Genomic DNA, 25,671 nt, shown 5'->3' on the forward strand with positions numbered 1-25,671 from the left:
GCGTCTCCTCGATCTGCGAGCCCTCACAGCCCGTGCCGCAGCTCTGGAAGGTGGCGGCCACGCGGTGCCGAGACACCGCCCGCTGCCCCTCGTACTCCGCACTGCGCGAGAAGTCCTGCACCGTGAGGAAGCCCGTCCCCCCGTCTCCTCTGCTCGAGAAGGTGCCTGTGAAGCGCAGGACGCCCGCATCCCCGAGCTGCACGGGATCTCCCGTCTGCCCCGTACACGTGGTGCGTGACCGATCGAGCGTGGCATCGAACCGGAACGTCCCCAGGACCTGCTCGCCAGGGAACACCGGGTCGGAGAAACAGGCAACGGCCACCAAGGCCAATACCGGGAGGGACGGGAGAAAGAGTCGTCGGAGGTCCATGGGAGCGCGCAGCCTACACGAGCTCGAGCACCGTGAGGGCCACCGCGCGGAAAGCAGGGTTGCCGGCCAGCACCGCTCCCTCATCCACATCGTTCGGGTCCGAGCCCCGCATGTCCGGATCCAACCGGGCCAGCACTCGCCCCGCCGCCAGGGACGCCGGCACCGCCCGGAAGGCCACCACCGCCGCCTCCTCCAGGCCTTCTACCGGGCCCGGCCGCGCCAGGGCGATGCCCTTCTCACCGAGGCTCAGCGCCAGCGCGCAGAGGTAGCTCAGCTCCACCGGGCCAAAGCTCGCGAGCGCCCCCGCCCCCAGCACCAGCTCGTCCGGGCGGGTGAGGTACGCCTCCACCCCGCCCGCGGGATCCAACAGCACCTGCGGGCCGCCCGCTCCCAGCTTCTTCAGCGTGGGCCGGAGCGCGGCATACAGCCGCGGCAGGCTCTCCTCCGTCACGGCCAGCACGCCCGGAGGCGTGGGGTGACTGAAGCCGCTCGGCAGCGGCAGCGGCATGAGGTGCGCGGAGGGCGACAGGGACTCACTGGAGGACAGGGCCGCGGCGATGCCGTCCACGCGCTCGGCGGCCTCGTTCCGTCCGAGCTGCCGCAGCGCCTCCGCGTACAGCGTCCACCCATCCACGTCGACGGTCTTCTGCCTCAGCAAGCCGGGCCAGAGGCTCGAGGCCAGCTGCGCGCCCTCGAGCGAGGGCGAGAGCCGCTCGGCCACCAGCCGCGTCGCCGCCGCCGAGAGCGCGCTCCGCGTGAGGAGCCGCTCGGCCAGCCTCACCGCGAAGGGGATGAGCTGCGCGTCCAGGTAGCCCCGGAGGATGGACTCCAGCTCCTGAGGCTCCTCCGTCAGCCGCTCGCGCAGCTGCAACGCCTCGCCCGTGAGGCCACGCTCCTGCGCAAGCCTCACCCGCCGCGCCAGCCGCTCCGGAGTCTCGGGCAGCCTTGCAAGCCAGGCAGCAGCCTCCGCGGGCCGATGGAGAGCCTCGTAGGCATCCGCCATGCGCTCACGGTAGGGCTCCACCGCCTCGGCGCCCGCCAGCGACTCCAGGCGCCCGGCCATGGCGACGAAGTCCTCGCCGTCGCGCGCCTCATCGTACAGCTCCAGCAGGTGCTTCACCGCTGACAGGGACGTGGCGTCCTCCGCCAGCGCACGCTCGAAGGACTCCCGCGCCCGCACCTTCTGGGTGAGCGAGAGCAGCAGCTCGCCCTGCTCCAGCCGCAGGGCCACTCGGGCCTGCACGTCCGCCTCGCCCTCGACGAGCCGGGCCAGGGTGTGCTCCGCGTCCTCGTCACGGCCCTCGGTGCGCAGCAGCTCGAACTGCTCGCGCAGGAACGCCGCGCGACGCTCTGGCCAGCCCTCCGCGACCTCGCCAAGCGCCTCGATCCGCTCCTCGGTGGGGAGGGCACGGACGCGGACGAGCACCGCCTCGGCGAGCTTCGCCGGCAGCTTTCCAATCCCTGGCAGCACGCTCCTGAGCCGGGTATCGAAGTCCGGGCCCGAGGCCAGCGCCTCGAAGGCGCTCAGGCGCAGCTCCACGGGCGCCGAGACCGTATCGAGCACTTCTCCCCGCAGCGTGGCCGGGCGCTCCGCGTCTCGTCCGGCGAGGAGGTCCGCCAGCCGCAGCAGCCCCGCGAGCTCCGCCTCTGCGCGCAGGTCCTCCACCAGCCTGTCCACGTACTCGGCGTCCGCATCCGGGGCCGCCACGAGCGCCCAGAGGGCCTCACGCACGCGCGCTGTGTCCCCCGCCTTCTCCGCCAGGGCCAGCGCCGCGATCGGCTCGCCGGCCGTCATCGCGGGCCCGAAGCCCACAGCCACGGCTCGAGCAGCGGCCCCGAGCCGCAGGAAGCGCTTGGACAGCTCCGCGGGTGTCAGCACCCCAGGCGTCTCGGAGGCGAGGCGCTCGGTGGCCTCCAGGGCCTCGGCCGTCTCTCCTGCCTGCTCCCAGAGATCGGCGGCCTCCAGCAGCAGCCTCGGCTTCTCCTCGGCCGTGGCGGAGCGGACCGCGAGCAGCAGCGCCTTGGCCGCGCGCGGGGACTCCCCCGAGGCGCGGTACAGCTGCGCCATCAGCCGCAGGGTGGGCACCTCGGGCGCGATGGAGGCCGCGGACTTCGCCGCCTTCACCGCGTCGGGAATGCGGCCAGCGGCCTGGAAGTCCTTCGCCGCCAGGACGAACAGCTCTGCCCGGGCGGGGCCCTCGGAGAGCTCCGCGCGTGCCACCCGGATCTCGGCGCGCCGGGCGGGCGCCTCTCCCAGCAGCGGATCCAGGGCCTCCAGCGCATCGCCGTAGCCAGAACCCGCGGGCCCGCGCGCCACCACCGCCTCCAGCGCCTCTCGGGCGAGCGAGTCCTGACCGGCGACGTGGGCCAGCGAGGCAAGCTCCAGCCTCAGCAGCGAGGCTTCATCCGCGTCCTTCGTCCGCTCCACCCACCGCTGCAAGGCCTCCAGCAGCCGTCCAGCATCGCCCCGATGGCGCAGGCCCTCCACGAGCTTCCGCAGCGCTGCTTCGTTCGAGGGGTCCGCCTCCGCGGCCCGCTGCCGCAGCACCCACGCACGCTCCGGCTCCGCTAGCTCCGCGTCGGCCACGTTCGCGGCGGCCAGCAGCAGCTCCGCGGCACGAGCTCCGCCCGCCGCCGTGGCTCCCGCCTCGTAGACTTCCAAGAGCTCCGCATGGCGGCCCAGGGCACCCAGGCCCTCTACCGCCCGATCGATGAGGGTGGCATCCGCGGGCCGCAGGCGCGCCAGCGGCAGCAGGGCGTCGATGGATTCCTTCGGATCATCGAAGAGATCCGCAGCGCGCCGATAGAGCACCTCGGCCGTCGCCCCCTCCGCCTTGCGCGCCAGCTGGAGGGATGCGCGGTAGAGCCCCTCCGTGTTGCCCGTGCGCGAGTACGCCTCCGTGAGCAGGAACAGCGCCTCGTGGCCGGCCTCGCTCTCTGGCTCCAGCGACACCACCGCCTCGAAGGCATCCGCCGCATCCCGGTAGGCGCCCGATTCGAGCGCGGCGTGCCCCAACCGCATCCAGGTGCGCACGCGGATTGGCACGGGCAGCCCCGGGCCGGCGGCCAGCAGGCGCCGGTCGTAGACCTGGGCAGCGAGCGGACCGCCTCCCTGAGCGGCCAGCTCGGCGCGCGCGACCAGGGCCTGCACATCATCCCCGGCCTTGGCCAGGTACGCGTCGAAGGCCTCGGCCGCCAGCAGCGCCTCCCCCGCCTCCAGCAGGCGGTGGGCACGCTCGCGCAGCAGCGGCAGCGCCTCCTCGGCCGCCACCGCGGCCGCACGCTGAGCCAGCAGCTCCGCCAGCCGGCGCACGTCTCCTGCCATCCGCTCGCGCAGCAGCTCGAAGGCCTCGGTGCTGGAGGGATCCAGCTCGAAGGCCTGGTCCTCGCACAGGAGCGCGCGCTCGCGAGCGCCGGCCTCGCGGAAGGCTCGCGCGGCGATCAGGTAGCTCTCGGCGGCCTCGCGCGGCGGCTGGCGCTGGGCCCGGCGCAGCATCAGCGCCGCGAGCGACTGGTGATCTCCCGTCTCGATCAGGAAGGCATGGTGGCGCGTGAAGACGGGCTCGCGGAAGGGATCCCGTTCCAGCAGGAGGGAATCGAACTCCGCCGCGTCCTCCTCGCGACCCACCTCGTGCAGCATGTCCGCCGCCTGCGCGGTGAGCTCCAGGTCATCCGGCGCGGCGGTCCGCGCGGCGAGCAGCGCGGCAGCCGCGGCCTCCGGGCGGCCCGCACGATCCCGGTAGAGCGTGGCTGCTCGCCGCAGCAGGAGCGAGCGCCGCTCGGTATCCAGCTCTTGCGCAGCGGAGTCCTCGTACCATGCGGCCAGCTCCGCCATGCGGCCGTCCCGCTCCAGCAGCTCCTCCAGCAGCTTCTCTGCTTCCGCCAGGGTGCGGTCCCGGCGCAGCGCGTCCCGGAGAAAGCCCTCCGCCTTGCCCGAGTCCGCCAGCACGCCCAGGTAGAGCCGCGCCAGCCGCAGGAGCACTACGCCCTGCTCGCGCTCCCCGGCCTGGAGCGGCAACATGCGCTCCAGCCAGCGAGCCTGTGCAGCCGCATCCTCCCGGCGCGCGGAGAGCGCCTCTCCCATCTGCGCCGTCTCGAGGTCCGCCTTCAGCCGGAACGAGCGCTCCAGGGACTCCTCGGCCGCGGGGAGATCCAGCTTCACGTCCCGCAGCAGCTCCGCGCGGCGGCGCTCGTGAGCGGCGGCCGCCGAGGGCTTGTCCTGGGACTCCAGGAGATCCCTCAGCGCGCCAAGCGCCTCGAGGGCCTCATCCATCCGGCCAGAGTCCTCGGCGAGCCGGGCCTCCTCGCCGTAGGCCGCGACGGCCGCGTCCAGCTCCTCCAGCTGGATGCTGAGCATGGCCACCCTGCGCAGCTCCGCGAGCAGCTCCAGGGTCCGACCCTGCTCCCGGTAGAGCGAGGCGAGCCGCTGGCGCAGCGGCAGCGGCTCCGAGGCCATCTCCGCCGCGCGGGCCAGCAGCGAGGCGGCTACATCCATCTCCGCCAGCGAGGCGCGCGCCCGCTCTGACAGCGCGACGAGCCGCTGGACGGCCTCCTCCGAGGGTGGGAGCGACTTCGCGTGCGTGACGAGCACCTCGAACGCGCCGCGGGGATCCTGCTTCTCGAGGAGCGCGGCGAGCCGCTGGACTGCAAACTCCTCACGAGGGTTCTGCGCGGTCAACCGGCGCCATGCCGTCACCGCGCGCTTCGTGTCTCCCGCCTTCTCGGCCAGCTCTCCCAGGCGCCGGAGCGTGGCCTGCGCGTGCGCTGGCGCCTTCGCGAAGTCCACCGTGGCCGCGAGCCGCTCCTGGAGTGGCAAGGCCTCCTTCACATCCCCGTGCAGGAAGAGCAGCTCGGCGAGCACCTCCAGATCCTGGTCCTCCGCGGGCATGAGCGAGTGGGCTCGGCGGACGAGCCGCAGGGCACGCTCCGGCTCGGAGGCGGCGCGGGCATGGGCGGCTCCCTCTCGCAGGAAGGCAGCAGCCTCCTCGGGCTCGGCGCCCTCGGCAGCGACCTCGAGCAGCGCGGCGGCCTCCAGCAGTTCTCCCTTCTCCACGATGAGGGAGACGAGCCGGCGGCGCACCTTCGCGTCCTCAGGCACGAGGCGGAGCGCCTCTCGCAGCGCGGCCTCCGCGGGGCCGGGCTCCTGCAGCCGATCGAGGTACAGGTCCGCGAGCTCGGAGTACAGCGTCGCGGCGGTCGCGGCAGGCGTGTGGGGTGCTTCGGAGGCGAGGAGCGCGGCCAGGCCGGCCCAGTCCTCCAGCTCGCGGAGGACGCGATGGAGCGCAACGGTGGCGCCCGGGTGCCGGGGGGCGAGCGTGAGCGCATCGTCCAGGCTCCGTGCCGCTTCTTCACGCTTGCCGTGCTGCTCCAGCAGGGCAGCCCTAGCGAGCAGGGCCTCCACCCGCCGAGGCACGAGCCCCTGGCGTGCAGCCTCCGCGAGCGCCTCCGCCTCCGCATCCGCCTGCCCATCCCTCCGGGCGAGCACTGCCAGGGAGAAGAAGGCCTCGCAGCGCTCGGTGGCGGGGAGCTCCAGCGCGACGGCGGCCCGCAGCGCCTCGCGTGCCTCGGTGCGCGCATCCTTCTCCATGAGCGAGGAGGCGATCACCAGCAGGCGCTCCCGCGCGCTCTCTCCCAGGCCGGTCTCGGCGGCCACGGCACGGCGCCACGCGGACAGCTCGGCGACCTCGTCCCCTGCCTCGCGGGCCAGCTCGGCCAGGGAGATCAGCAGCGGCGCGGGCCGAGGGGCGAGCCGAGCGGCCTCGGAGTAGTCATCCCGGGCGGCGACGGCGCGGCCCGCGGCACGGTGGAGCGCGGCACGGCGGGCCAGCAGCTCGGCGCGGGCCTCACCCTCGGCAGCGGAGATCTGGGTGCTCAGCAGGGTGAGCCGCTCGGCCTCCTGCTCCTCCGTGCCCATCCCCGGGGCCGGGAGCAGCGACAGGAGTGCTTGCGCCGCCCATAGATCGCGCGGCTCTTCGGCGAGCAGCGCGCGCAGGGCGGTGGCGGCCTCGTTGGGGCGGCCCAGGGAGAGGGCCAGCTCCGCCAGCTCGCGGCGGGCGTTGCGCTGGGCCTCACCCGTGAGGCGGGGCCACAGCCCAGTCAGCAGGTCCGCCAACGCTTCGCGCGCACCTGCCCTCCGGTGCAGGCTCGCCAGCTCGAGCTGGGCCTCGAAGTCCGCGGGGGACTGGCTGCTGTACTGCGCCAGCAGGCGCCGTGCGGAGTCCGTGCGGCCGGAGCGCACCGCAGCGGTGGCGGCCTTGCGGGTCAGCGAGAGCAGTTCCTGCTCGCGCGGGGCATCCGGATCCGTGGGAGGCAGAGCCAGCACCGCCTCGAGATCTTCCAGGGCGCCGCGAGGATCCGTGGGCAGGCGCAGCTCGCCTCGGCGCATGCGGGCGGGAGAGAAAGTGGCATCCCGCTCCAGGGACTCGGCGAGAAAGGCCTCCTCACGCGTGGTGCCAGCCGCCAGGAGCGAGGCACGGTACAGCAGCCGGGCCCCGGCGCGGATATCGGAGAGAAGGACGGCCTTGCGCGCATACAGCTTCGCGGCCTCCAGCTTCTCTCCGCGCTCCAGTTCCAGCTCGGCGAGCAGGTCCAGCACCTCGCCGGCCATGGGCCCCTGGGGGTCCGCGTCAAGCGCGGCAGACAGGCGCAGCAGGGCTCCCGGCTTCTCGCCGCGCTCCAGCAGCTGGCGAGCGCTCTTGAGAAAGAGCGGCGCGGCCTCCACGGTGCGCTCCGCGGAGACGAGCGCCTGAGCACGGGTTCCCCACAGCTCGGCCAGCTCGCGAGTCTCGCCGACCTCCGTATAGAGGGCCTCCAGCCGGGCGGCGAGCGCATCATCCAGGCGACGCAGCGGGAAGGCCTGCGCGTACGCGGCGATGGCGCCCTCGCGGTCTCCCAGCAGCTCGCAGGCGCGGCCCAGGCGGGCGCGGATGTCGGCGAGCCGATCGGGGGCGGCGGTGCGCGGCAGGGAGGACAGCAGGCTCTCCAGCGCGTTTCGGGCGTGCTCCGGCCGCTCGCAGCGCAGCGAGAGATCCGCCAGGTCCAGCAGCACGGCGGGATCGGGCGCCAGGCGCGCGGCCTTCTCCATGGCCACGAGGGCCTCGCCGATGCGGCCGAGCCGAGCCTCGAGCACTCCGGCCAGCTCACGGAGGGCCACCGACGCGAGCCGCTTGTCACCCTGCGCCTCGGCCACGCGCGCGCGCTCCTCCAGCGCGGCGGCGAGCCCGGCCATGTCCGAGCGCTTGCGCTGGAGCGTGCACAGCTCTCCCAGCGAGGGCAGATCTCCCGGCTCGGCCTTGAGCACCTCCTGCAGCGCGTGGACGGCCAGCTCCAGATCGAAGGTCAGATCGCGCGCGGCCACCGCGAGGCGGCGGTACTTCTGGGCGCGCTCCTTGGGCTCAGGCGTCAGGCGCGCGAGCTCCCCGAGACAGCGGGTGAGCAGGCCTCCATCGCGCCGCGCCTCGGCCAGGGCGAGCATGGCCTCCAGCGCCGGCTTGTTGTCCGGGTCCGCCTCGATGGCGGAGAGCAGGAGCCGCTCGGCCTTCTCGGGCTGCTGGAGCCGGCCGCGGTACAGCTCGCCGGCCTCGGCCCACAGGTGGGCGCGCTTGGCGGGCTCCTCGTACACGGCGGCGGCCTTCTCCAGCGCGTCGGCCAGCTCCTGCGCGCGGCCGGTGGCGCGGAAGTAGGGGATCAGCTCCTCGAGGGCCACCAGGTCCCTCGGCTCGAGTGCGAGCGCGGCCTCCAGGTGATCGCGAGCACGAGCCGGGTCTCCCAGCTTCGTGCGGGACAGCCGCGCCATGGCGTGGTGGCTGGCGTGCGCGGCCTTGCGCACGGACTCCGAGCGCGACGCGGGGCCGGCCAGCTCCAGGGCCTGCTGGTAGTCAGCGAGCGCCTCTTGCACCTTCCCCAAGCCCTCGGCGACACGCCCTGCGGCGAAGAGGGGCTCGGGCTCGCCGGGCATCAGCGTCACGGCCTCGCGGTAGCGCAGCAGCGCATTGTCGAGCTGCTTGAGGCCCTCTTCCCACACCCGGCCAGCGAGCAGGTTGGCCTGCCCCACACGATCGAGCTCGTGCCGCGCCAGGGCCACCTCACGCAGCCGATCTAGCGCCTTGAGGGCACGCAGGTGCTCACCGTCACGGTGGCACAGCTCCCCCAGCAGCAGCAGCGCGTCCGGCTGGTCCGGCGTGAGCCTCAGCGCGGCCTCGCAGTGCAACCGGGCCCCGGCGATGTCGTCCTCGGTCTGGGCGCACAGGTGTGCGAGGTGGACGTGAGCGTCGGCGGCCTCGGCCGGATCCCGTGTCAGCGCGGCGAGCCGGCGGTAGGCGCGCACGGCCCCCGCCCGGTCCTTCGCCTGATCCGAGGCGCGCGCCAGGGCCTTAAGAGAAGGCAGGTGGTCGGGCCTGAGGCCCAGCAGCTCATGGAGCGCCTTCACCGCCACGGCGGGCGCGGTGTCCCGGGAGCAACGGGCGGCGGCCTCGGCAGCGAAGAAGGCGGCGGCCTCCTCGGAGGTGCGGCGCGAGAGGGCACTCAGGGCCAGGTAGCGCTCGGCGGCACGGGCTCCCTCTCCGCGGCGCTCGCGCACCACGGCCTCACCCCAGAGGGCAGCGGGGCTCTTCTCGCGCCGGCGCAGCAGGGTGGCCGCCACATCCAGCGCGAGATCATGCGCCTGCGGATCCGCGATGAGCAGGGAGAGGAGCCGCTCGGCGGCGAACGGGTGGGCGTCCTGCGCGTCACCGGCCTGGAGGTACGCCTCGCGCGCCTCGGCCAGCCGGCCCTGGGCAATGAGCGCCTCGGACTCCGCGAAGGCCCGCGCGCCCTCGAGCGTCATCAGCAGCTCATCGTCCGGCGCGGACGGAGGCGGCAAACCCCCGGAGGAGAAGCGCAGCCGCAGGCCCTTGCTGGACACCTCCGCGGCGGACAGGCGCGCGTGATCCAGCTCCGGCGTCTTGAAGCCACGCGTCACCGATGCCAGCCGGCACAGCTCGGGCAGCACGCGGGTGGTGAAGCCGGTGGCGCCCTGCACTTCAATCTCCGGCAGCAGCCCCAGCTCGGCAACCGCCGAGGAGAGGATGCCTGGCACCTGCACCGAGGCCGTGGAAGAGAAGCCATACAGGCGCACGTCGTAGATGTAGAGGGCGAGCTTCTCGCCATCTCCATCGAAGGCCACCTTGAAGGTGACGGGGGTGCGCTCGGGGCCCTGCAGCCGGGCCTGTCCCTCCAAGTAGCCCGGGCGAAAGTGCAGCTTCAGCTCCTCGACGCCCGCAAGCTTCCCGGTCAGCTCGCCGATCTTGCGCACCACCAGGTCCGCGTCGACCGTCAGCTCCAGGAAGCCGAAGAGGAGCTTCTTGCGCTGGTAGCGTGAGGGCCCCGCGCTGACGTTGAAGGGGAAGGTGATGTCGGGGATCTGCAGCGCGAAGTCCGCGATGGTCAGTCCCGGCGTGAGCGGCAACGGCGGGAAGCCGACGAACGCGCGCCGGTCCAGCAGCCGGAGCTCAGGGGCAGCAGCGCCCGAGTCGGGCGCGGGCTTCGGAGAGTCGCTTTCGGTGGCCATCGGGGAGAGGGACTGAGGGTACCACGGTGGCTAAGCCCTCGAAATTTTTACCGTTCCCCCGCCCGAGGGGTAGGCGGAGGAGCACTGTTGTACTCCCGGTGAAAACCTCCAGTCCTTCCGGAGAAGCCGCATGCGCGGCGATCCGTTCTCGGAGAAGATGAGCGGCGGTGCTGCCCCCCGACTCCCTTGTCCTCGACGGCCGTTTCCGGGTGATCCGTCCGATCGGCTCCGGCGGGATGGGCGAGGTGTACCTGGGCGAGCAGGTCTCCCTGGGGCGCAAGGTGGCGATCAAGGTGCTCCACCATGATCTGCACATGCAGCCAGGGATGATGGAGCGCTTCAAGCGCGAGGCTCGGCTGCTGTCGGCGGTGGAGCACCCGGCGGTGGTGCGGATCATCGACTTCGGCGAGTCCGGGGACGCGGCGTGTCTGGTGATGGAGCTGGTGGAGGGGGAGAGCCTGTTCGAGCTGCTTCGGAGCGGGCCCCTGGCACCGGCGCGGGCGCTCCTGGTGCTGCAGCAGCTCGCGGAGGGGCTGGCGGCCATCCACGACCGGGGGATCATCCACCGGGACATCAAGCCGGAGAACGTCTTCCTCACGCGCACCCCCCGAGGCGAGCAGGCGCGTCTGCTGGACTTCGGCATCGCGCGGCTCATCGAGCCGGACGCCGACAGCAATGTGAGCCAGGTGGGCGTGGTGCTCGGCACTCCCGAGTACTTGTCCCCCGAGCAGGCGATCGGCGCCCGGGTGGATGTGCGCAGCGATCTGTACTGCCTGGGCGTGCTGGCGTACCGCGTGCTCTCCGGGCGGCTGCCGTTCGATGGCCCGGACCCACGCAAGTACATCGCGCAGCACGCGAACGCGGCGCCGCTGCCGCTGGATCGAGCCGCGCCCTCGCTGTCCACGAGCCGCACCCTGGTGGCGCTGGTGATGCGGCTGCTGGAGAAGGATCCCGCCAACCGGTTCCAGACTGCGCACGTGCTGGCGGACGCGCTGGCCGCGGCGGCCTCGGAGCCGCTCCCCGCAGCCGTCACGCCTCCAGGAGTCCTGGCTCCCAGCGAGAGTGCCTCCGTCCCCAGTGGCACGGCGGCCTTCGGCGCGGCACCTCCTGGGCAGTCCCTGGGCTCGCCTGACCCGGAGTCCCTTCCCCCCACAGGGAGCGGCACGGCCGTCTTCGGCGCGGATCCGGCTCCCGCGCTCTCCCAGCCTCTCCCCCCTGCCTCGGCGGAGGTGCTCCAGGGCTCCCTGACGAACTCCGTCCCGTGGGCGAGGTCCCAGAGCGGCGCTCCCGCGAACGCAGCGGGCGCCCCTACGAGCTCCGTCCCTTGGGACTCCCCTGCGAGCGGCAGCGCGACACCTCCCGTGCCGCCCCCTGTGCCGCCTCCGGCTGGCAGCAGCACGGCCGTCTTCGGCGTGGCACCTCCCGCGCTCTCCCTACCTCCGAGCGGACCCGGCGGTGGGCTCGCCGGCAAGCCGCAGAACCTCACGCTGATGCTCACCAGCATCCAGGGCTTCGGCGAGCTCACCAGCCGGCAGACGCGCGAGGAGCACCTGCGGATGTTGGAGACGTACGAGCAGCAGCTGCTACCGCTGCTGCGCGAGTACGAGGGGAAGCTCGTGCAGAAGATGGGGGACGCACTGCTGGCGGTGTTTGGTTCGCCCACGGGCGCGGTGCTCTGCGGCATGGGGATGCAGGATCGGCTGTGGCGCCACAACCAGGGCCAGCTGCCCGGGTCCCAGCTCCACGTCCGCATCTGCCTCCACGCGGGCGAGGTGCTGATGGCCCGGGACACGGTGCTCGGCGAGCCCATGGAGGTGGTGAAGTCCGCCGAGCAGGTGGCGCTGGCGGGCGAGGTGACGTTCACCGAGTCCGTGAACCTGGCGCGCAACCGTGCCGAGGTGGTGGCCGAGCCCTGCGGCACCATCCCTCTCCCAGGCCGCGGAGAGCCGCTCCAGCTCTACCGCAGCAAGCACACCGCGGCCGAGGGCCCACCGTTCGGCGGGAGAGATCTGGGGAGCGTGCCCACGCAGAAGCGACCGGTGACTTCATGGAAGCCCTCGCTGGGAGCGCTGCGCCAGAAGCTGGCGGAGCTCGCGAGCCACCCGACGCGCCGGCTCGGCGGGCTGGGCCTGACAGCGGGCCTGTTGCTCGCCGGGGGTGTGGGGCTCTGGTGGTGGGATCGAAGCCCGGAGGTGCAGGCCCGGAGGCTGCTGGAGGAAGGAAAACTGGCCGAGGCGCTCAAGCGGCTCGACGCGGTGCCCGCGGAAGATCGCAAGGATCCGGAGCTCCGCGAGGTGCGAGCGCTGGCACTGCATGCGCTGAAGCGGCACGACGACGAGCACGAGGTGTTGCTGGGGTTGCCCGAGGACAGCCGGGACGACGTGGAGGATCGGTTGCTGGACGGGCTGGCGGAGGACTTTGGCGCCGAAGAGGGTGACAAGACGCTGCGCAAGCTCCTGGGCTCACTCCCGAAGGACCGGCTGCACGGTCACCTCGAGGCGCTGGCCGAGGGCTCTGCCTCGCCGAAGCAGTGGGGTGCGCTGCGCTACCTGGAGGCCTCGCAGGACACGGAGGGGCTGGATCTGGTGGAGCTCTACTCGACGGCGCTGGCCTCGCAGGACTGCGACGTGCGAGCCAAGGCGGCGAGGAGACTTGGAGCGCTGGGGGACGCGGACGCGGTGCCAGCGCTCAAGAAGCTGACCGAGCAATCCAAGGAGAAGCAGCTGCTCGGCTCGAAGAACTGCGGTCAGGACGAGGCAGCGGCCGCGCTGCAGACACTTAGGAAATCTAATTGATCTCTGGATACATATGAATTGTCGGGACAAGCCTGTTCCCGAGTCTATGGCTTTCCCATGTTTGCGGGAAACACTCGGAGAGCACGCCTTTGCCAATGTGTAGGTTGCAGCCTTGTCAACGAGTCCTTGTTCGCTAATATCTGAAGCAGAGGTGTCCTCCCGCCACAAGTGATCAACACACTATTATTAACCCTCCAAGACCTTGAGCCCGTTCTTCACATCAGATTTCTGGAAAGAACAGTACGGCAATATCGCTAGCGTTATTGGGCTCGGAATAGCATTGATTGGTTTTGCCATCACAATAATCGGCGTAGCAAGAGCAAAAAACTCGGCAGACCAAGCAAGGCAAATCGCAAACGACCTCTTACACCAATTTGGCGCCCGCGTATTCCTCGGTCATATTGGAGAAGCCATCCGCCTACTCAATGACCTTCGTTCGGATTGTCGCTCGAAGTCTTGGGAAAGAGCAATCTACCACGGCGAGCATCTCCAGCGAGTTCTCATATCTCTAATAGAAAGCCCTTACCCCGCACAAGCCGAGCAGATACGAATAACCTCTGCGATTGATGATCTAACTTTGCTTCTGCGTAGAATCGAGGGCGACCTGATCAAATCAAAACCTACGCAACTAACAAGCATGCATCAGCGGTTTTTCTGGGAGTTATCGACGTTCCTTATCCACTTAGATAGTCGCCTCAAAAATCCAGCCAACGAGACAAAGGATGGCAGCCCAAGAATTTCTGGAACTCCTCCAGGCACTGCTGGAGAAAACCCAAAATAAGGAGATCAAGTGGCTCCCCACAACCGAACCACTTGTCTTCAGAATTGCACTGGGGGATGGCGTTGTTCGAATTGAGCACGGTACCGACAATGAGGGAGACCGATACTACTCGGCAACACTCCTCAATCGAAAAGGGTTCGTACTTGACGAACTCACTCAGTTTTACAAATCTGCCAACTGGACCCTTCTGAGTGAGCTTTTTACGGCAGCTCGCCGTTCTGCCCTATCTGTGGATGATGTCCTATCCTCAATGTTCAAAGACCTCAACGAAGGAAAGACCCGACTCCCCCCCGAGGACGAGGACAAGAAAGACGACATCCCATTCTAACCACGCATGGAAACTCATCAAAAGGGCTCCGTATAAGGGAAGCCGCTGTGAAGCGCTGGGTGGGGCAGTTCCGCCGTCACGCTCCGCGCAACAGTGCAGCCTTGCCCCGCCTCACCCGGCAAACTCGCCACCGCGTCACGCTGCAACACTGTCGTCAATGGTTCACTCACCCTGGATATCTGGTTGAGAGCACCTAACAAAGTAAGGACTGGAGCCATCGCCCAAGAGAATGGGCCCTCAAACCTCACTTTTGTTAGGCGCTCTCAACCTAAACCACCGTTCACGATTCTCGATCGCGGCTGGTGAGCGAGCAGGCGCAGAGCGGACGGGAAGAGGAGGCAGGGGCGCTTCCCGTTCGAGTCTGTGTGCGCAGAAAACCTGAGTGCGGAAAGGCCCTGCCCAAAAACAAGGGTAGGTTTCGTTTGTCGCGGTGGCAGCGCCGCTCGCTCCTTTGCTGGGGAGAGAGGAGCGGCTGTCCGCTCTCCCTGACCGGCATCAAGGGCAACCTGCACGATCAGGCTTGGGATGTTGCCGACGAGTTGGTGGCACGCATGAGGAGGAACAAACGATGAGCAACGACTCAGCAGTGAGTTTCTGGCGTTCGCTTGATGCTCTCCTTCAGGCGTATGAGAACGGGGACCTCGGGCGAGTCGAGTTCTTCGGCGCGCTCCTTGGGCTGCTCGATATCACGGAGCCTGAGGTCATATATCGGCAGCTCCCTGAGAGGCTTCGAACGCCGTTCGTAGAGCATGCTCGGATTGTCGCTCGGGAAAATGATCGGCTCTACAATGTACTCACTGAGCAACCACTGCCCGCAGAAGCTTTGTTGCGCCTGAAGAGCTGGCTTGCGTCGGTCTGAATGGCTCTCTGTGCATGGCTGGCACCGCAATATCTTGCGAATAGGCTGTATTAGTCCGGCGAGCACCGTCGGTCGGCGCGCCGATTGAGGGGTGACGGCAGGTCTACTTCGTAGCAGCCGGCTTGAGGATCCCGAGCGCCGCCTGACGGAAGACGTTGGCGTCCAACTCGGCGCGGACCTCCGCTCGTTGTACCGTGGCCGCCGGGGCCGTCCATTCGCCGGAGCCAGATCGAGCACGCTCTGCACGGGCCAGCCACCAGTCGTCAGACAAGCCGTCAGGTGGGAGGGGAACCTGCTGGCAGCGGCGCCTGGAACGAACCTGTATGACAAGCAGACCGTCGAATTAGGGAGCCGGGGAAGGAGCTGGGGAGTGGCACGCGAATCCCCTGCGGAGGGAAGCATAGGGCGGGAGCGCCAGGAAGAAGAGGAGAGCGGCCAGGAAGAGGACGAGGAGTGTGGCAGAGGGGCACAGGCCAAGCAGTGCCAGAACAGCCAGAACAGCCACTGCCCGGCCCACCCGCTTGAGGTTGAAGGCCAGGCAGTGCAGGGACAGTTCGAGGCGAGCGCCTCGTGAGCCTCTTCTGCGGAAGCGTTTGAGGCTCTGTCGTTCCTTGAGTTCGGCGAACACGGGCTCGACGATGTGGGAGCGCCGCGCGTAGCGCCTGCGTGCAGCAGGCTGCTCAAACACCTCTGCCATGGCCTCCTTGAGTTCCTGGCCCTCGTGGCGGCCAATCTTGCGAGGCGAGGAGGCCGAGGAGGTGCACTGAGCCCGCAGCGGGCAGCTCTTGCAGGCCGGGGTGGCGTAGTGGCGCACCCGCATCTGCGTGTCGGCCTCCACCTTCCATTGCCCGGGGCGAAGAATGTGGCCGGCCGGGCACCGGTAGACGTCCTGCTCCGGCTCGTAGTGGAAGGCGGCCTTGGCGAATAGGCCCTTGTTGGTGACGGCCACTGCCGCCTCGTTGCGCTTCACCCGCTCCGGAGGACACAGCACATCCAACCCGTTCACCACCGCCCACTGCAGCACCTGAATCTGGAAGTAGCCTGCATCCAACGCCAGGGAGACAAGCTCCACGCCCACCTGCAGCGTCTGCTGCAGCAGGCTCTCGAGCACCTGCACCTCGCTGGTGGGGTGCAGCGCCTGCGCCAGAATCAACCCCGACTCGTGCACCAGCAACGAGGGCTTGTAGGACAGCCGGTACAGCCCATCCTTGCCCGGCTGATTCACGGCTTGCGGCTCGTGCCGGGACAGCTGCGGCGCGCTCTGGTTGCGAGCCTGCCGCGGCTCGGCCCTCTGGGTGGCAATCTCCACCGCCTGCTCCAGCACCTGCGCCTTCTTCTCCAACGCCGCCTGCTGCCGCGTGGGCGGCTCTGTCCTGGCTACCGCCTCGGCCTGCTGCCGCGCCTCTTGGGCCTCGGCCTCCAACACCTCCTTCTTGGCCAAGCTCCTCAACCCCGCCGCTGCCTGAATCACCGTCCCGTCGGCCGCTGCCTCCCCAGGCTTCAAACCCAGCTTGCTGGCCAGGCTCCTCGTCGCGCTCACGAAGAACTCGTCGCTCAGCAGCTTCTCGTGCTTCACGATGAACTTGCCCAGCGTGCTGTGGTCCGGCTGCACCCCTCGGCACAAAAACCACGCCCCCACATCCCTCACCGCCAACTGCTCCAGCTCCCTGAGCGACCACTGCCTCAGGTGCATCCCGTACACGATGAGGCTCAACAGGATTCTCGGGTGGATGGGCGGGCGGCCTCCCGGCTTGTACCCCGCCTCGAACCCGCTCACGTCCAACTCCCCCATCAACTCCCCCAGCACCTTCACCGCCTTCAACCCGTGGCTCTCCAGGTACTGCTCCAGCAGCACCTCTCCCACAAAGATTCGACGACGACCCTCCTCAAACTCCACTCGCGGCTCTGCCTTCTCCCCTGGGCCTCCGGCCTCCACGGACTCGGGCTCCTCGAACCCGAAGCCCTGCTGCTCCGTGTCCGGCAATCCTCTGGCTCGCCTCTGCTTTTCTCCCCTGGCCTTCATTCCTCCCTTACAAACACGCCCTACCTCTCAAGTCGATCGCTTTGCCCACTACCTACCCAGTCCTACCCCCCCTTTTTCGACGGTCTGACAAGCATACAAGTTCGGGCAGAGCGCGTTCGGCCGGCGCCCTCCTTGACGTCCTGACCTGGGGGTCTTGGGGTAAAGCAGCCAGGGTCCATAGCACGACTGCCCAGTGAGAGAGCCTTGACGTCTCACCTCGTCCGTGGCTGTGCGTCAGTCATCGCGCTTGGCATGGCCCTTCTTCTTGCCGTGCCCGCGATAGTTGTCGTCATCGTCGTCGTCGTCACCCTCCCAATCGTCCCTGCGGGCCTTCACCTTCTCATCCACTCGGAGCAGCTCGCGCGAGTAGGCGTTGTAAGAGAGGTGGACGCGGCCCTTGGCACCGGAGGCTGCTGCCCGGAACTTCACCTTCCACACGTCGTTGCCCGTCTTGTGGGCTTCCTTGAGCTTGCAGTCGTACCCACGAGACCGGCAGAACTGCAGCCCGAGCCCCACCGCCTCGTCGTAGTTCATCGGGCGCGGTGAGGAAGGAGGAGGCGGCGGTAGCCCCGGATGACGCCGGACCGGAACGAACACGCAACCCTGAACCAACAGCAGGACACCCACCAGCATGAGGATTCGCATGTCCTCTCCTTACGACTCCGCAGGCAGAGCCTTCAAACCCACACCGGCCACAGGATGTCCTCCAGAAGGCCTTACCCTTCCCACGTTGCCAGCAGAGAGCGCACCCGCGCATACCTGTGGAGCAGCCGCTCGCGGTGCGCGCTGAGGAGCACCATGAAGCCCACCACCATCAGCCCGAGCAGCGTGAGGAACGCGGCACCGATCCGATGGTCCCTCATGCCGAAGCGGGCCAGGTTGGCGGCAATACACGTCACCAGGAACGCGGTGCCCAGGTACACGTAGGAGCGGATGCGCAGCGCGATGCCGACTGCGACTCCCAGCAAACAAATGAGCACGCACAGCATCATCGACGGAGCATCGCTGAACATCAGCGGCTTCCAAGCTCCAGCGACGTAGATGATCGTCACCGCGACGGCGCGCAGCCGGGCCACGTTCTCGGGCGCGAGCGAGTCATGGAAGACCCGCAGCAGCACCAGCAGGGAGAGGCCCGCGGGGATGACGTAGTACTGCGGCTCGCCAGTGCCAGTGCCCGACCAGACGACGAGCAGGGCCGCGTTGAAGGCCACGGCGGAGGCCAGGGAGGCCAGGCCTCGACGAGACGGGTGTGCGGCGAGCGCGGCGAAGTGCGCGGCATGCCCCACGAGCAGGGCCGCGGCGTAGACGGGCTGATGCCAGGGAGCGGTGAGCAGACCCGCCAGCGGGAACAGGAAGGCACCCAGCAGCGCGGGCCGGAGGAAGGCAGGAAGCCCCGAGCCCTCGCGATGACCGAAGACATAGAGGCCAGAGAAGAACGCGCCGCCCACGAGCGCCACGAGGCTGTCCGCCCCACTCAGCCCGTCGGTGCCCATGCCCAGCAGCCGCGCGCCGAGGTAGCCCAGCGCGACCGCGACCTGTGCGAAGTACGCGGAGAGCTCGTCCTGCTCCTTGACCGCGCGTCGGACCAGCGCTCCCACCAGCACGGTGAGCCCCGCGCCCGCCACGAGCGCCTCGCGCAGCGCGCCCCGCGAGCCATCCACCAGCACCAGGCCCAGGAGCACCTCGAGCAGCGCCACGGCCGCGAACAGATGCCCCACGCTCAGGCGCATCTTCTCTCCCGCGAAGGACAGCGCCAGCGTGGCGAGCAGCGCGGTGGCCGCCCCCAAGTGGGGGAGGATGAACTCCTTGCCATGGCCGCTGGAGAACACCGCGCCCAGGAACATGACCAGCACGTGCGCAGAGACGAGCGTGGCGAGCCAGCCCACCACCTCGCGCTCACGGCGGCGGTGCACGACGGCCCACGCGGCTCCCGTGGCCAGCGCGAAGCTCAGCGGCGTGCCGACATGCCGCACGCTCCCCAGGCCGCAGAGTGCCAGCAACGAGAGCATCCATCCGCCATGGTGCAGCGCTCGGCCCATATGGAAGCCGCGTGCCTCCAGCTCCGTGCCCGCCAGGCAGAGGGCGAGCCCCATCCCGCCCACAACCACCGGGACCCAGAGCGGCGAGACCGTGGCGACGAGCATCCCACCGAGCAGCGCTGTGGCGACATAGGCCATCCACTCCTCGCGAGCCACCATCAGCACGAGCGCGGCCAGGCCCGCAGGCACCGCCACGGACATCGGCAGTACGCCGGGACCGTGCTCGAGCAGGATGAAGCCCACCAGCCCCGCGAGCGTGAGGGCCCCGCCGGCCCAGAGGGGCTCGCTCCAGGTCTCTTCCAGGCGCGGGAGCACCTTCGTCGCCGCGGCCGAGAGCGCGCGCTGGACACGGCCGGACTGGCACAGGGCAGACAGGAGCGCGGCAGCGAGCGCCACGCCCGCCAGGATGGGCGCTGTCAGGACATTCGTGTCCGGGAACCCGTATCCCATGTCTCCGAAGGCGGTGACGGCCAGCACGAGGACAGCCGCGGTGAGCAGCCAGCGCGTGGAGAGAAGGAAGGCTGCCAGGAAGAGCACGACGGCCACGCCCGCGAAGGCGAGAGGATTGCTGCTGAAGAGCGCGGCCATGGTGGCGAGGACGATCGCGCCCAGCGTGGCGCAGAGCCGCAGCGCCGGATCCGGAGCGCCGCGGAAGAACGCCGCCAGCCGGGCTGGGCGGTGGTGCTCGAACATGCCGAGCGCCAGCAGCAGGCCCGCCGCCCAGGGACGGGCCTCCCCGACAAAGGCGAGGATCAGCGTGGCGACGCTCAGGCGCACGGAGGGCCGCGGACCCGGCATCAGCGCGAGTGAAGCCGCAAGCACGCTCAAGGAGAGGGCATCCCAGTCCGCCAGCCACATCGCGATCCCCAGCAGGGGCAGCGTGCGCTGCATCCACCGGGAGAGCGACAGCGCGAGTTTCTCCTCAGCCCCATGGCCGAACAGCAGCGAGCGCGCGGCCGGCAGGTGCTCCACTGCGCGAACGATCAGGACCGCAAGGAGCGGCAGGGCAGGAGTGAATGCAGGGTTGGGAGAAGCGACGTGCAGGGCGCCCGCGGTGAACAGCGCCCCGAGGGCCATGAAGAACGGCCGCCGGGTCGAGCGCGTCCACAGAAGAGGCAGCACCAGGGCACCTGCCAGCAGGAGCTCCGTCGGCCGGATCCCCCAGATGAGCATGGCGAACCCCAGCATGAACGCCGAGGACAGGGCAGCCGCGAGCGCGAAGCGTCGGCCGCCGGCCAACACGGACGCCAGCGCCGGCCTCTCCTCCACGAGCGCGATGACGCTCAAGACAGCAGCCAGCCCCAGCAGCGCGTATGGAGACGACTCGACTCCCAGCCCGGCATACCCCGCGGCAACGATGATGCTGGCGGAGGGGTGCAGCGCACGGGCCGTGAGAAGCGCCGCGAGGCCAGCGCCGAGCAGGAGTCCCCTGGAGTCCTCCATAGACCCCATCGCCATCGCCGGAGCCACCGCGGCAACAAGAGCCACGATGCCCGCGGTGAGAGTGCTCGGGCTCTGGTCCCAGCGAGCGGCGACCAGCGAGGAGCCCAGGGCCCAGAGGATGATCAACCCGACAGACAGCTCGGGCGTCATCCAGGGCCAGGGGACGAAGAAGCCAGGGAACGCAGGCAGCAGCGCCAGCCCCGCCATGAGGACCGCCACGGGCCGAACCGCCGGGAAGGTGCGCGAGGCAACGACCACCGCCGCCGCCGAGGCCAGCAGGATGGCGCCGAGCGCGGGCGTCTGCATGTCCATCGCCACGCCTACGGCGAGGAAGGCATAGAGGATGCCCGGCACTCCAAGCAGCCGCAGTCGGCCCTTCAGCTCGCCCAGACCGGCCAGGATGAGCGCCATGAGCGCCATGGCGGGAGAGATGCCCTCCAGCGCTCCCTGGGAGAGCGGCGCGTAGGTGGCGGCCAGCTTGGGAGCGGCGGCGGCGAGAACGAACGCGGCGAGCGCGATGAGCCGCGGGTCCGCCAGGGCCCAGGTGGCCAGGAGCGCGGCGGCGCCCGAGAGGCCAATCCCCAGGGCCGCTGTCATGCCATGGCCCCCATCAACTCCGAGGACGAAGCCCGCCAGCGCCAGCACGCCCACCGCTCCACTGAAGATGAGCCGCAGGGTGCGGGAGCAGAGGGTGACCAGCCCCGCGAACACCAGCGCCGACACACCGCACACCACGGATGCCACGGCCGAGCCGTAGAGCCCATGAGCAGCGAAGGGGAGGGCCAGCATGAGGCAGGCGCCGACGCGGGACAGATAGAGGCGCTCGAACCACAGGCCACTGGCGACACAGACGGCGGCCAGCCCCAGCGCGCTCCAGAAGGCCGGGCGGTGATCCGGGCCCAGGTGCGCCAGGACGAGGAAGAGGACGCTGGCCACCGCCGTGGAACGCAGCAGCACCTCCGCAATGCCAGCCTCGCGCGCTCCCCCACCCCGCTCCGAGCGAGCCATCAACCGGTGCGCAAGCACCACGCCCGCGATGATGAAGGGCAGCGCCGTCAGTGCTCCGAACTGGAACGGAAGGACTTCGGCGGGCGGATAGCCGAGCCTCACCTTGATGGCGTGGATGAGCGTCTCGACGAAGCCCGGAATCAGCTGACTGCTGGAGCCATAGGCAAGATAGGCCCCAAAGTATGCGGGGTAGAGCCAGCGCAGTCGCGGGAGCGACCCGAGCGACAGCCGATACACGGTCCACGTGAAGACGGCCGAGGTGACAAAAAAGGCCGGGGCCACACCCGTGCCAGCGAGGACGAGGCAGCCCACCTGAAGTGCCGCCACACCGACCGCGAGCGGATCCGCCGCCTGCTCCTCTTGAGTCCCACGGAAGGCCAGACAGGTGGCGAGCAGGAAGGCGATGAACGGGGCGTAGGTGCCGAACGCAGGGGGAGTCCCAGCCACCTCGAGCGCCAGGTGCAGCCGGATCGAGAAGAGCGCGAGCAGATAGAGCGGCGCGCCCAGCACGAAGGCAAGCGCGGTGCCCTGCCGTGGCTCCGGAGGAGGCCTCCGTGAGAGGACGAAGAAGAGCGCGCAGGGCAGCGCGTTCAGCCACAGGGCCGGAGCGCCAAGTCCCGTGGCGAGGGGCGCCAGCCCCATCATGAGCGTGGTCACCACCATGCCCATCTGGAGGAAGGGCCGGGAGGAGGCATCGAGCGCTTCTGCAGGCCGCCGCACCATCACGGCGGCGAGGACGGACCAGCCCAGCAGCAACGGGACAAGGAGCGCAGGATGGACGCCCTCGAGCATCCCTCCCATGGGCCCGAGCGCGAGACCCGCAAGCGGCGCCACAGCCGAGCCGATGACGCCGAGAATGCGTCCCGCGTTGCGCAGTTCCACCCGCCGCGTCAGGAAGGCGCCCCAGGTGGAGAAGCCCACCGAGTAGAAGGCGGTCATCCCGAACACGACGAGCGAACGTGAGAGGGACGTCATGCCCGCCCAGCTCTCGAAGACGAAGTACAGGGTGCCCGCGAGGATGAGGAACGCGCCAAGGAACCAGGCGATGCTCTCGTAGAGGAAGGGGCGCCAGAGACGATCCCAGGTGGAGGTCTCCTCCACGACGCGAGCGGCGATGCTCCTCACGGGGGGCGCATCGAAGATCGGCTCGGTGGTCACCGGCGGCAGCAGCTCATTGACCTCTGGGAGCGGCTCCGGGAGCACGGGCCGCGTCTGCGTCTCCTCGGCGATCTCCGGGGCCACGAGCTCGACTCGAGCCACCACCGGCGCCTCAGCGGGAGCCACCTCTTCCGCGACGGGCTGCACCGCCACCGAGGCCTCGGCCGGCACGGTGTCAGGCACCTGGACCGCAGGGGCCAGCTCGGACATCCCGGCCATGACGGAGAGGAGGACTCGGCTCTGGCGCTCGTAGCGCTCGGAGATGTACCGCCGCGCACCGTTGGAAACCTCGAGCGCATCCCAGTGCTGCAGCTGGCCCAGGAGGAAGTGAATGTGGGCCAGCTCCGTCTCCAGAGCCTCCCGGGAGCGCAGGGTCATCGCGCCTCCGCAGAGGATGCACCGGCGGCCACCGAGACGCTCCTGCTGACAACGAGGGCAATACATACCCAGGCCCCTAACAACTGCCGTGCCACCCAGGAGCCTCAGGAGTCCCGGGCACTTGGAGCCACCTGCTTCCGGGCATGTGACACCGCGCGGATGCGGTGCGCAGCGGTCCTGTGCAGGACTGTGCACAGCCTCGGCATTCGGGGCTGTCAGTGCGCGGACTCGGACTGGAGCCGCACGCGCAACGGGGGGCCGACGGAGAGCGGCGGAAACCGCGGGACGGACACGGTCGCCGTGCCGCTCATGTGAACGGCATCGCCGGAGACGTCGGAGGCGCACGAGGACGCATTCTCCGCCACGAGCTGCGCCTCCACGTGTGTATCGGCGCTCATCTGGACCTGCTCATGCACCATCACCACCGCGCTGCTGTCACAGCTGTAGACGCGCGAATGAAGGCCGCGCAGCGCCAGATCCCGTCCGGCCAGCAGCACAAAACCCTTGGGGCTCGCGGGACGCAAGGAGATCGCCCCTGCCTCATGGAGGATGCTGCCCGTGGCGATGATGCTGGCGCTGTAGCCCGGATCAGCGGTGAGCGCGGCGCAGCTCGGCGTACCGGCGATGCGGAAGCGGACGTTGCCCTCCACGAACCAGACTCCTCGAGGAATCAGCGTGGCCCCTGACTCGGGAAGGTACTCGAACGTGACATGGCGAAACTCCCTCCGGTCGAACCCCGTTGTCCCGGGATAGAGGGCGGTGTCTCCCGCATCACAGCCAGCTCCCCCGGAGCTGAAACCGCCGGCCCCATCCGCGCGCCAGACGCGGGGCGCACTGGCGCCGGGGATGGTCACCGAGGGCGTGGGGTTGCGAAGTCCCAGATCCGAGTGCGACACGGAGATGCCCAGCGGATCATTCTTCGTGTTGGCATCGAGCAGCACCCAGCACGTCGCGCACTCCGCGGGGCTGCAGATGCGGGGCGCCGAGCGCGGGGACTGGCAGGCGGTGTAGCTCCACCCGTACAGCCGCGCCCGAGGCGGCGCCGCATTCTCGTCGAACCGCAGGTAGTAGAAGGGCAGGCAAGGGCCACCGGTGCAGCCCAAGGGCGCGTTGGTGACGTCCCACGCGGAGACACGCGGTGGAGGGGGCACGGACACACCGGCCTCGCACACCTCGGCGCCCGTCGCTCGGCCCGAGGTGGCCGAGCACGTGGGCCCCGCGCTCTGCGCGATACAGGCCTCGCCCGTGCCACACGAGTTCCAAGGGGGCCCTGACGAGCACGCGGCGCCGCACAGGCACCCTCCTTCGATGGAGCCCGTCGCCACCACATCCCCGAACGCGCCGCACACGTGCGCGGCCCCCAGCATCTTCACGGTGCCGCCGGCGATGATGCCCGCGGGCTCGCCGGGCCCCACGAGCACCCGCAACGTGACGCGCGAGGCGTTGCCCTCGAGGCTCGTCCCCGGGTGGACACCGATGACGGTGACCCAGACCATCCCATCCCGGTCCCGGACGGGGTTGTTCCGCAGCGGGCCCAACACCGGGCCCTCCAGGCAGTTGCCCCACGGGTTGTTCGACGTGGCGGGGTTGAGGACGAAGGAGTCCTGCGCGTCATCGTCGTTGTCGTCGATGCGCACGAAGTAGGCCCCACCCGCATCGTCATTGCCGGGCACACGCAGGTAGGCCTTGCCGCTGGAAGTGGCGATGACTCGCTTGCTGTCGGCGAAGGGCGGCAGGTGGTCGTCCGAGGTAACTCCCCCGAGCGACGGCAGCAGGATGCAGTCGGTATCCATGCCCGGATCCAGGGCACGATCGAGGTCCACCTCGCGCGCCAGCAGCTCCCCGAGGTACGCGCGCGTGCGCTCCAGGCCCGCCTCGGCGAGCACCCGCGCCTGGGCTTCGCTGAGCTCGAGGTTCGCGGTGATGCCCTCATCTCCCGCGCGCTGCTGCGCCACCGCCACGAGCAGCACCAGGGCCGCCAGCAACAACATGACGGCGAGCAGGATGTAGCCGCGAGCGTGGCGGGCGGAGGCGGGCGGCACGGGGAGCTCCTAGTGCCTCAGCGCGACAGAGGTGAAGGTGTCATACGCGACGGGCTCTGCCAGCGTGGGCGCGCCCAGGCGCAGCCGGGCCTCCACGCGCCGGACCCGCCGGAGGCTCTGGGGGGACAGGGGAAGCTGCGTGAGCTCGAGGCCCTGCGCATCGAAGTACTGGAAGGTGAGCCCCTCGGGGCTGGCCGTGCGCAGCAGCGGCTCCCACTCCGTCCCTTCGGCGGGTGAGCCGCAGAGCCGGGTGAGGCCACTCACGGTGGCGGGGCTCCCGGCCGGGCTCCAGCACTGCTTGCGCTCCACGGTGCCCCCCTGGAGCCGGAAGAACACGCGGTCCAAGGACGCCACCCAGCCGCGGTTGGGCACCTCGAAGAAGTCCATGGGCAGCCGCTCGTCGAGCTGCAAGGCAATGCGGCCGGCCGCGCTGGAGAACAGGCTCGAGGACACCTGTCGCTCCACCCACCGTCCCACGCCGTCCACGAGCACCAGCCACTCGCCGGGCTGGTACTTCTTGAGTCCCCACGGGCAGGTCGGCGCGGAGTGGGGCGAGTTGCGGCAGTCCACCCCGGGGGAAGCGAGCACCAGCGATGCTTCGTCCGTGCGGCAGGACGAGGGCGAAGAGCTGTCCACATCGCAGCCTCCATTCAGCTCGTTGAGCAGCGCGATCCCGCGATCCGGCATCGGGGGGGTGCCCTGGTTGGCGGCAAAGGAGGACAGACCGTTGAGGCTGGAGTCCGGTCGCGGAAGATCCACGATGAAGGCCAGCGCGGTCTTGTCCCCGGCGATCAAAGGCCCGGGGAAGATCTCCCCCTCCCCTTCCCTCCGGGCCCGCGTGGGCCGCCCCAGGCCCGCCTGACGCAGCTCCCGGCTGAGCTGCCCCAGCACCAGGCTGGC

The 25,671-nt window shown here is 69.8% G+C and carries 9 protein-coding genes and 1 pseudogene; 3 read left to right on the forward strand and 7 right to left on the reverse strand.

From position 1 onward, the window contains the following. Together VD972_RS14935 and VD972_RS14940 are read right to left on the reverse strand one after the other, a co-directional pair. Window positions 1–370, reverse strand: a pseudogene (locus VD972_RS14935) (hypothetical protein); the annotation flags it as partial. A 13-nt stretch (window positions 371–383) separates the two neighbouring features. Beyond that, window positions 384–9,917: a flagellar hook-length control protein FliK gene (locus VD972_RS14940; RefSeq protein ID WP_324987199.1), complete on the reverse strand. Its 9,534-nt coding sequence runs from the start codon at window positions 9,915–9,917 to the stop codon at window positions 384–386. A 167-nt stretch (window positions 9,918–10,084) separates the two neighbouring features. Between VD972_RS14940 and VD972_RS14945 the strand changes: the two genes are divergently transcribed. The 3 genes from VD972_RS14945 (at window position 10,085) to VD972_RS14955 (ending at window position 14,680) form a co-directional block, all read left to right on the forward strand. Next, window positions 10,085–12,712, forward strand: a complete 2,628-nt coding sequence (locus VD972_RS14945) for a protein kinase domain-containing protein (protein ID WP_324987202.1) — start codon at window positions 10,085–10,087, stop codon at window positions 12,710–12,712. Between the two features lie 722 nt (window positions 12,713–13,434). After that, window positions 13,435–13,821 (forward strand): hypothetical protein, encoded by a 387-nt coding sequence (locus VD972_RS14950; RefSeq protein ID WP_324987205.1) that lies wholly within the window; start codon window positions 13,435–13,437, stop codon window positions 13,819–13,821. 568 nt (window positions 13,822–14,389) lie between these two features. After that, on the forward strand, window positions 14,390–14,680 hold the full coding sequence (locus VD972_RS14955; RefSeq protein WP_324987208.1) for a hypothetical protein: 291 nt from the start codon (window positions 14,390–14,392) through the stop codon (window positions 14,678–14,680). Between the two features lie 343 nt (window positions 14,681–15,023). Here the strand turns inward: VD972_RS14955 and VD972_RS14960 are convergent, their stop codons facing one another. The 5 genes from VD972_RS14960 to VD972_RS14980 all read right to left on the reverse strand — a co-directional run. Further along, a complete protein-coding gene (locus tag VD972_RS14960; RefSeq protein WP_324987211.1) occupies window positions 15,024–16,664 on the reverse strand; it encodes an IS1182 family transposase in 1,641 nt (546 codons plus the stop codon). Between the two features lie 273 nt (window positions 16,665–16,937). Beyond that, on the reverse strand, window positions 16,938–17,348 hold the full coding sequence (locus VD972_RS14965) for a hypothetical protein (RefSeq protein WP_324987214.1): 411 nt from the start codon (window positions 17,346–17,348) through the stop codon (window positions 16,938–16,940). A gap of 71 nt (window positions 17,349–17,419) precedes the next feature. Then, complete coding sequence (locus tag VD972_RS14970) at window positions 17,420–22,729, reverse strand: hypothetical protein (protein ID WP_324987217.1); 5,310 nt, start codon at window positions 22,727–22,729, stop codon at window positions 17,420–17,422. A 215-nt stretch (window positions 22,730–22,944) separates the two neighbouring features. Continuing rightward, window positions 22,945–24,771 (reverse strand): hypothetical protein, encoded by a 1,827-nt coding sequence (locus tag VD972_RS14975; RefSeq protein WP_324987219.1) that lies wholly within the window; start codon window positions 24,769–24,771, stop codon window positions 22,945–22,947. Window positions 24,772–24,780: 9 nt separating this feature from the next. Then, window positions 24,781–25,671: hypothetical protein (locus VD972_RS14980; RefSeq protein ID WP_324987223.1), on the reverse strand; the 891-nt coding region annotated here is incomplete at its 5' end.

Origin of the sequence: Hyalangium sp. (genome assembly GCF_035629615.1) — a bacterium.
GTDB lineage: Bacteria > Myxococcota > Myxococcia > Myxococcales > Myxococcaceae > Hyalangium.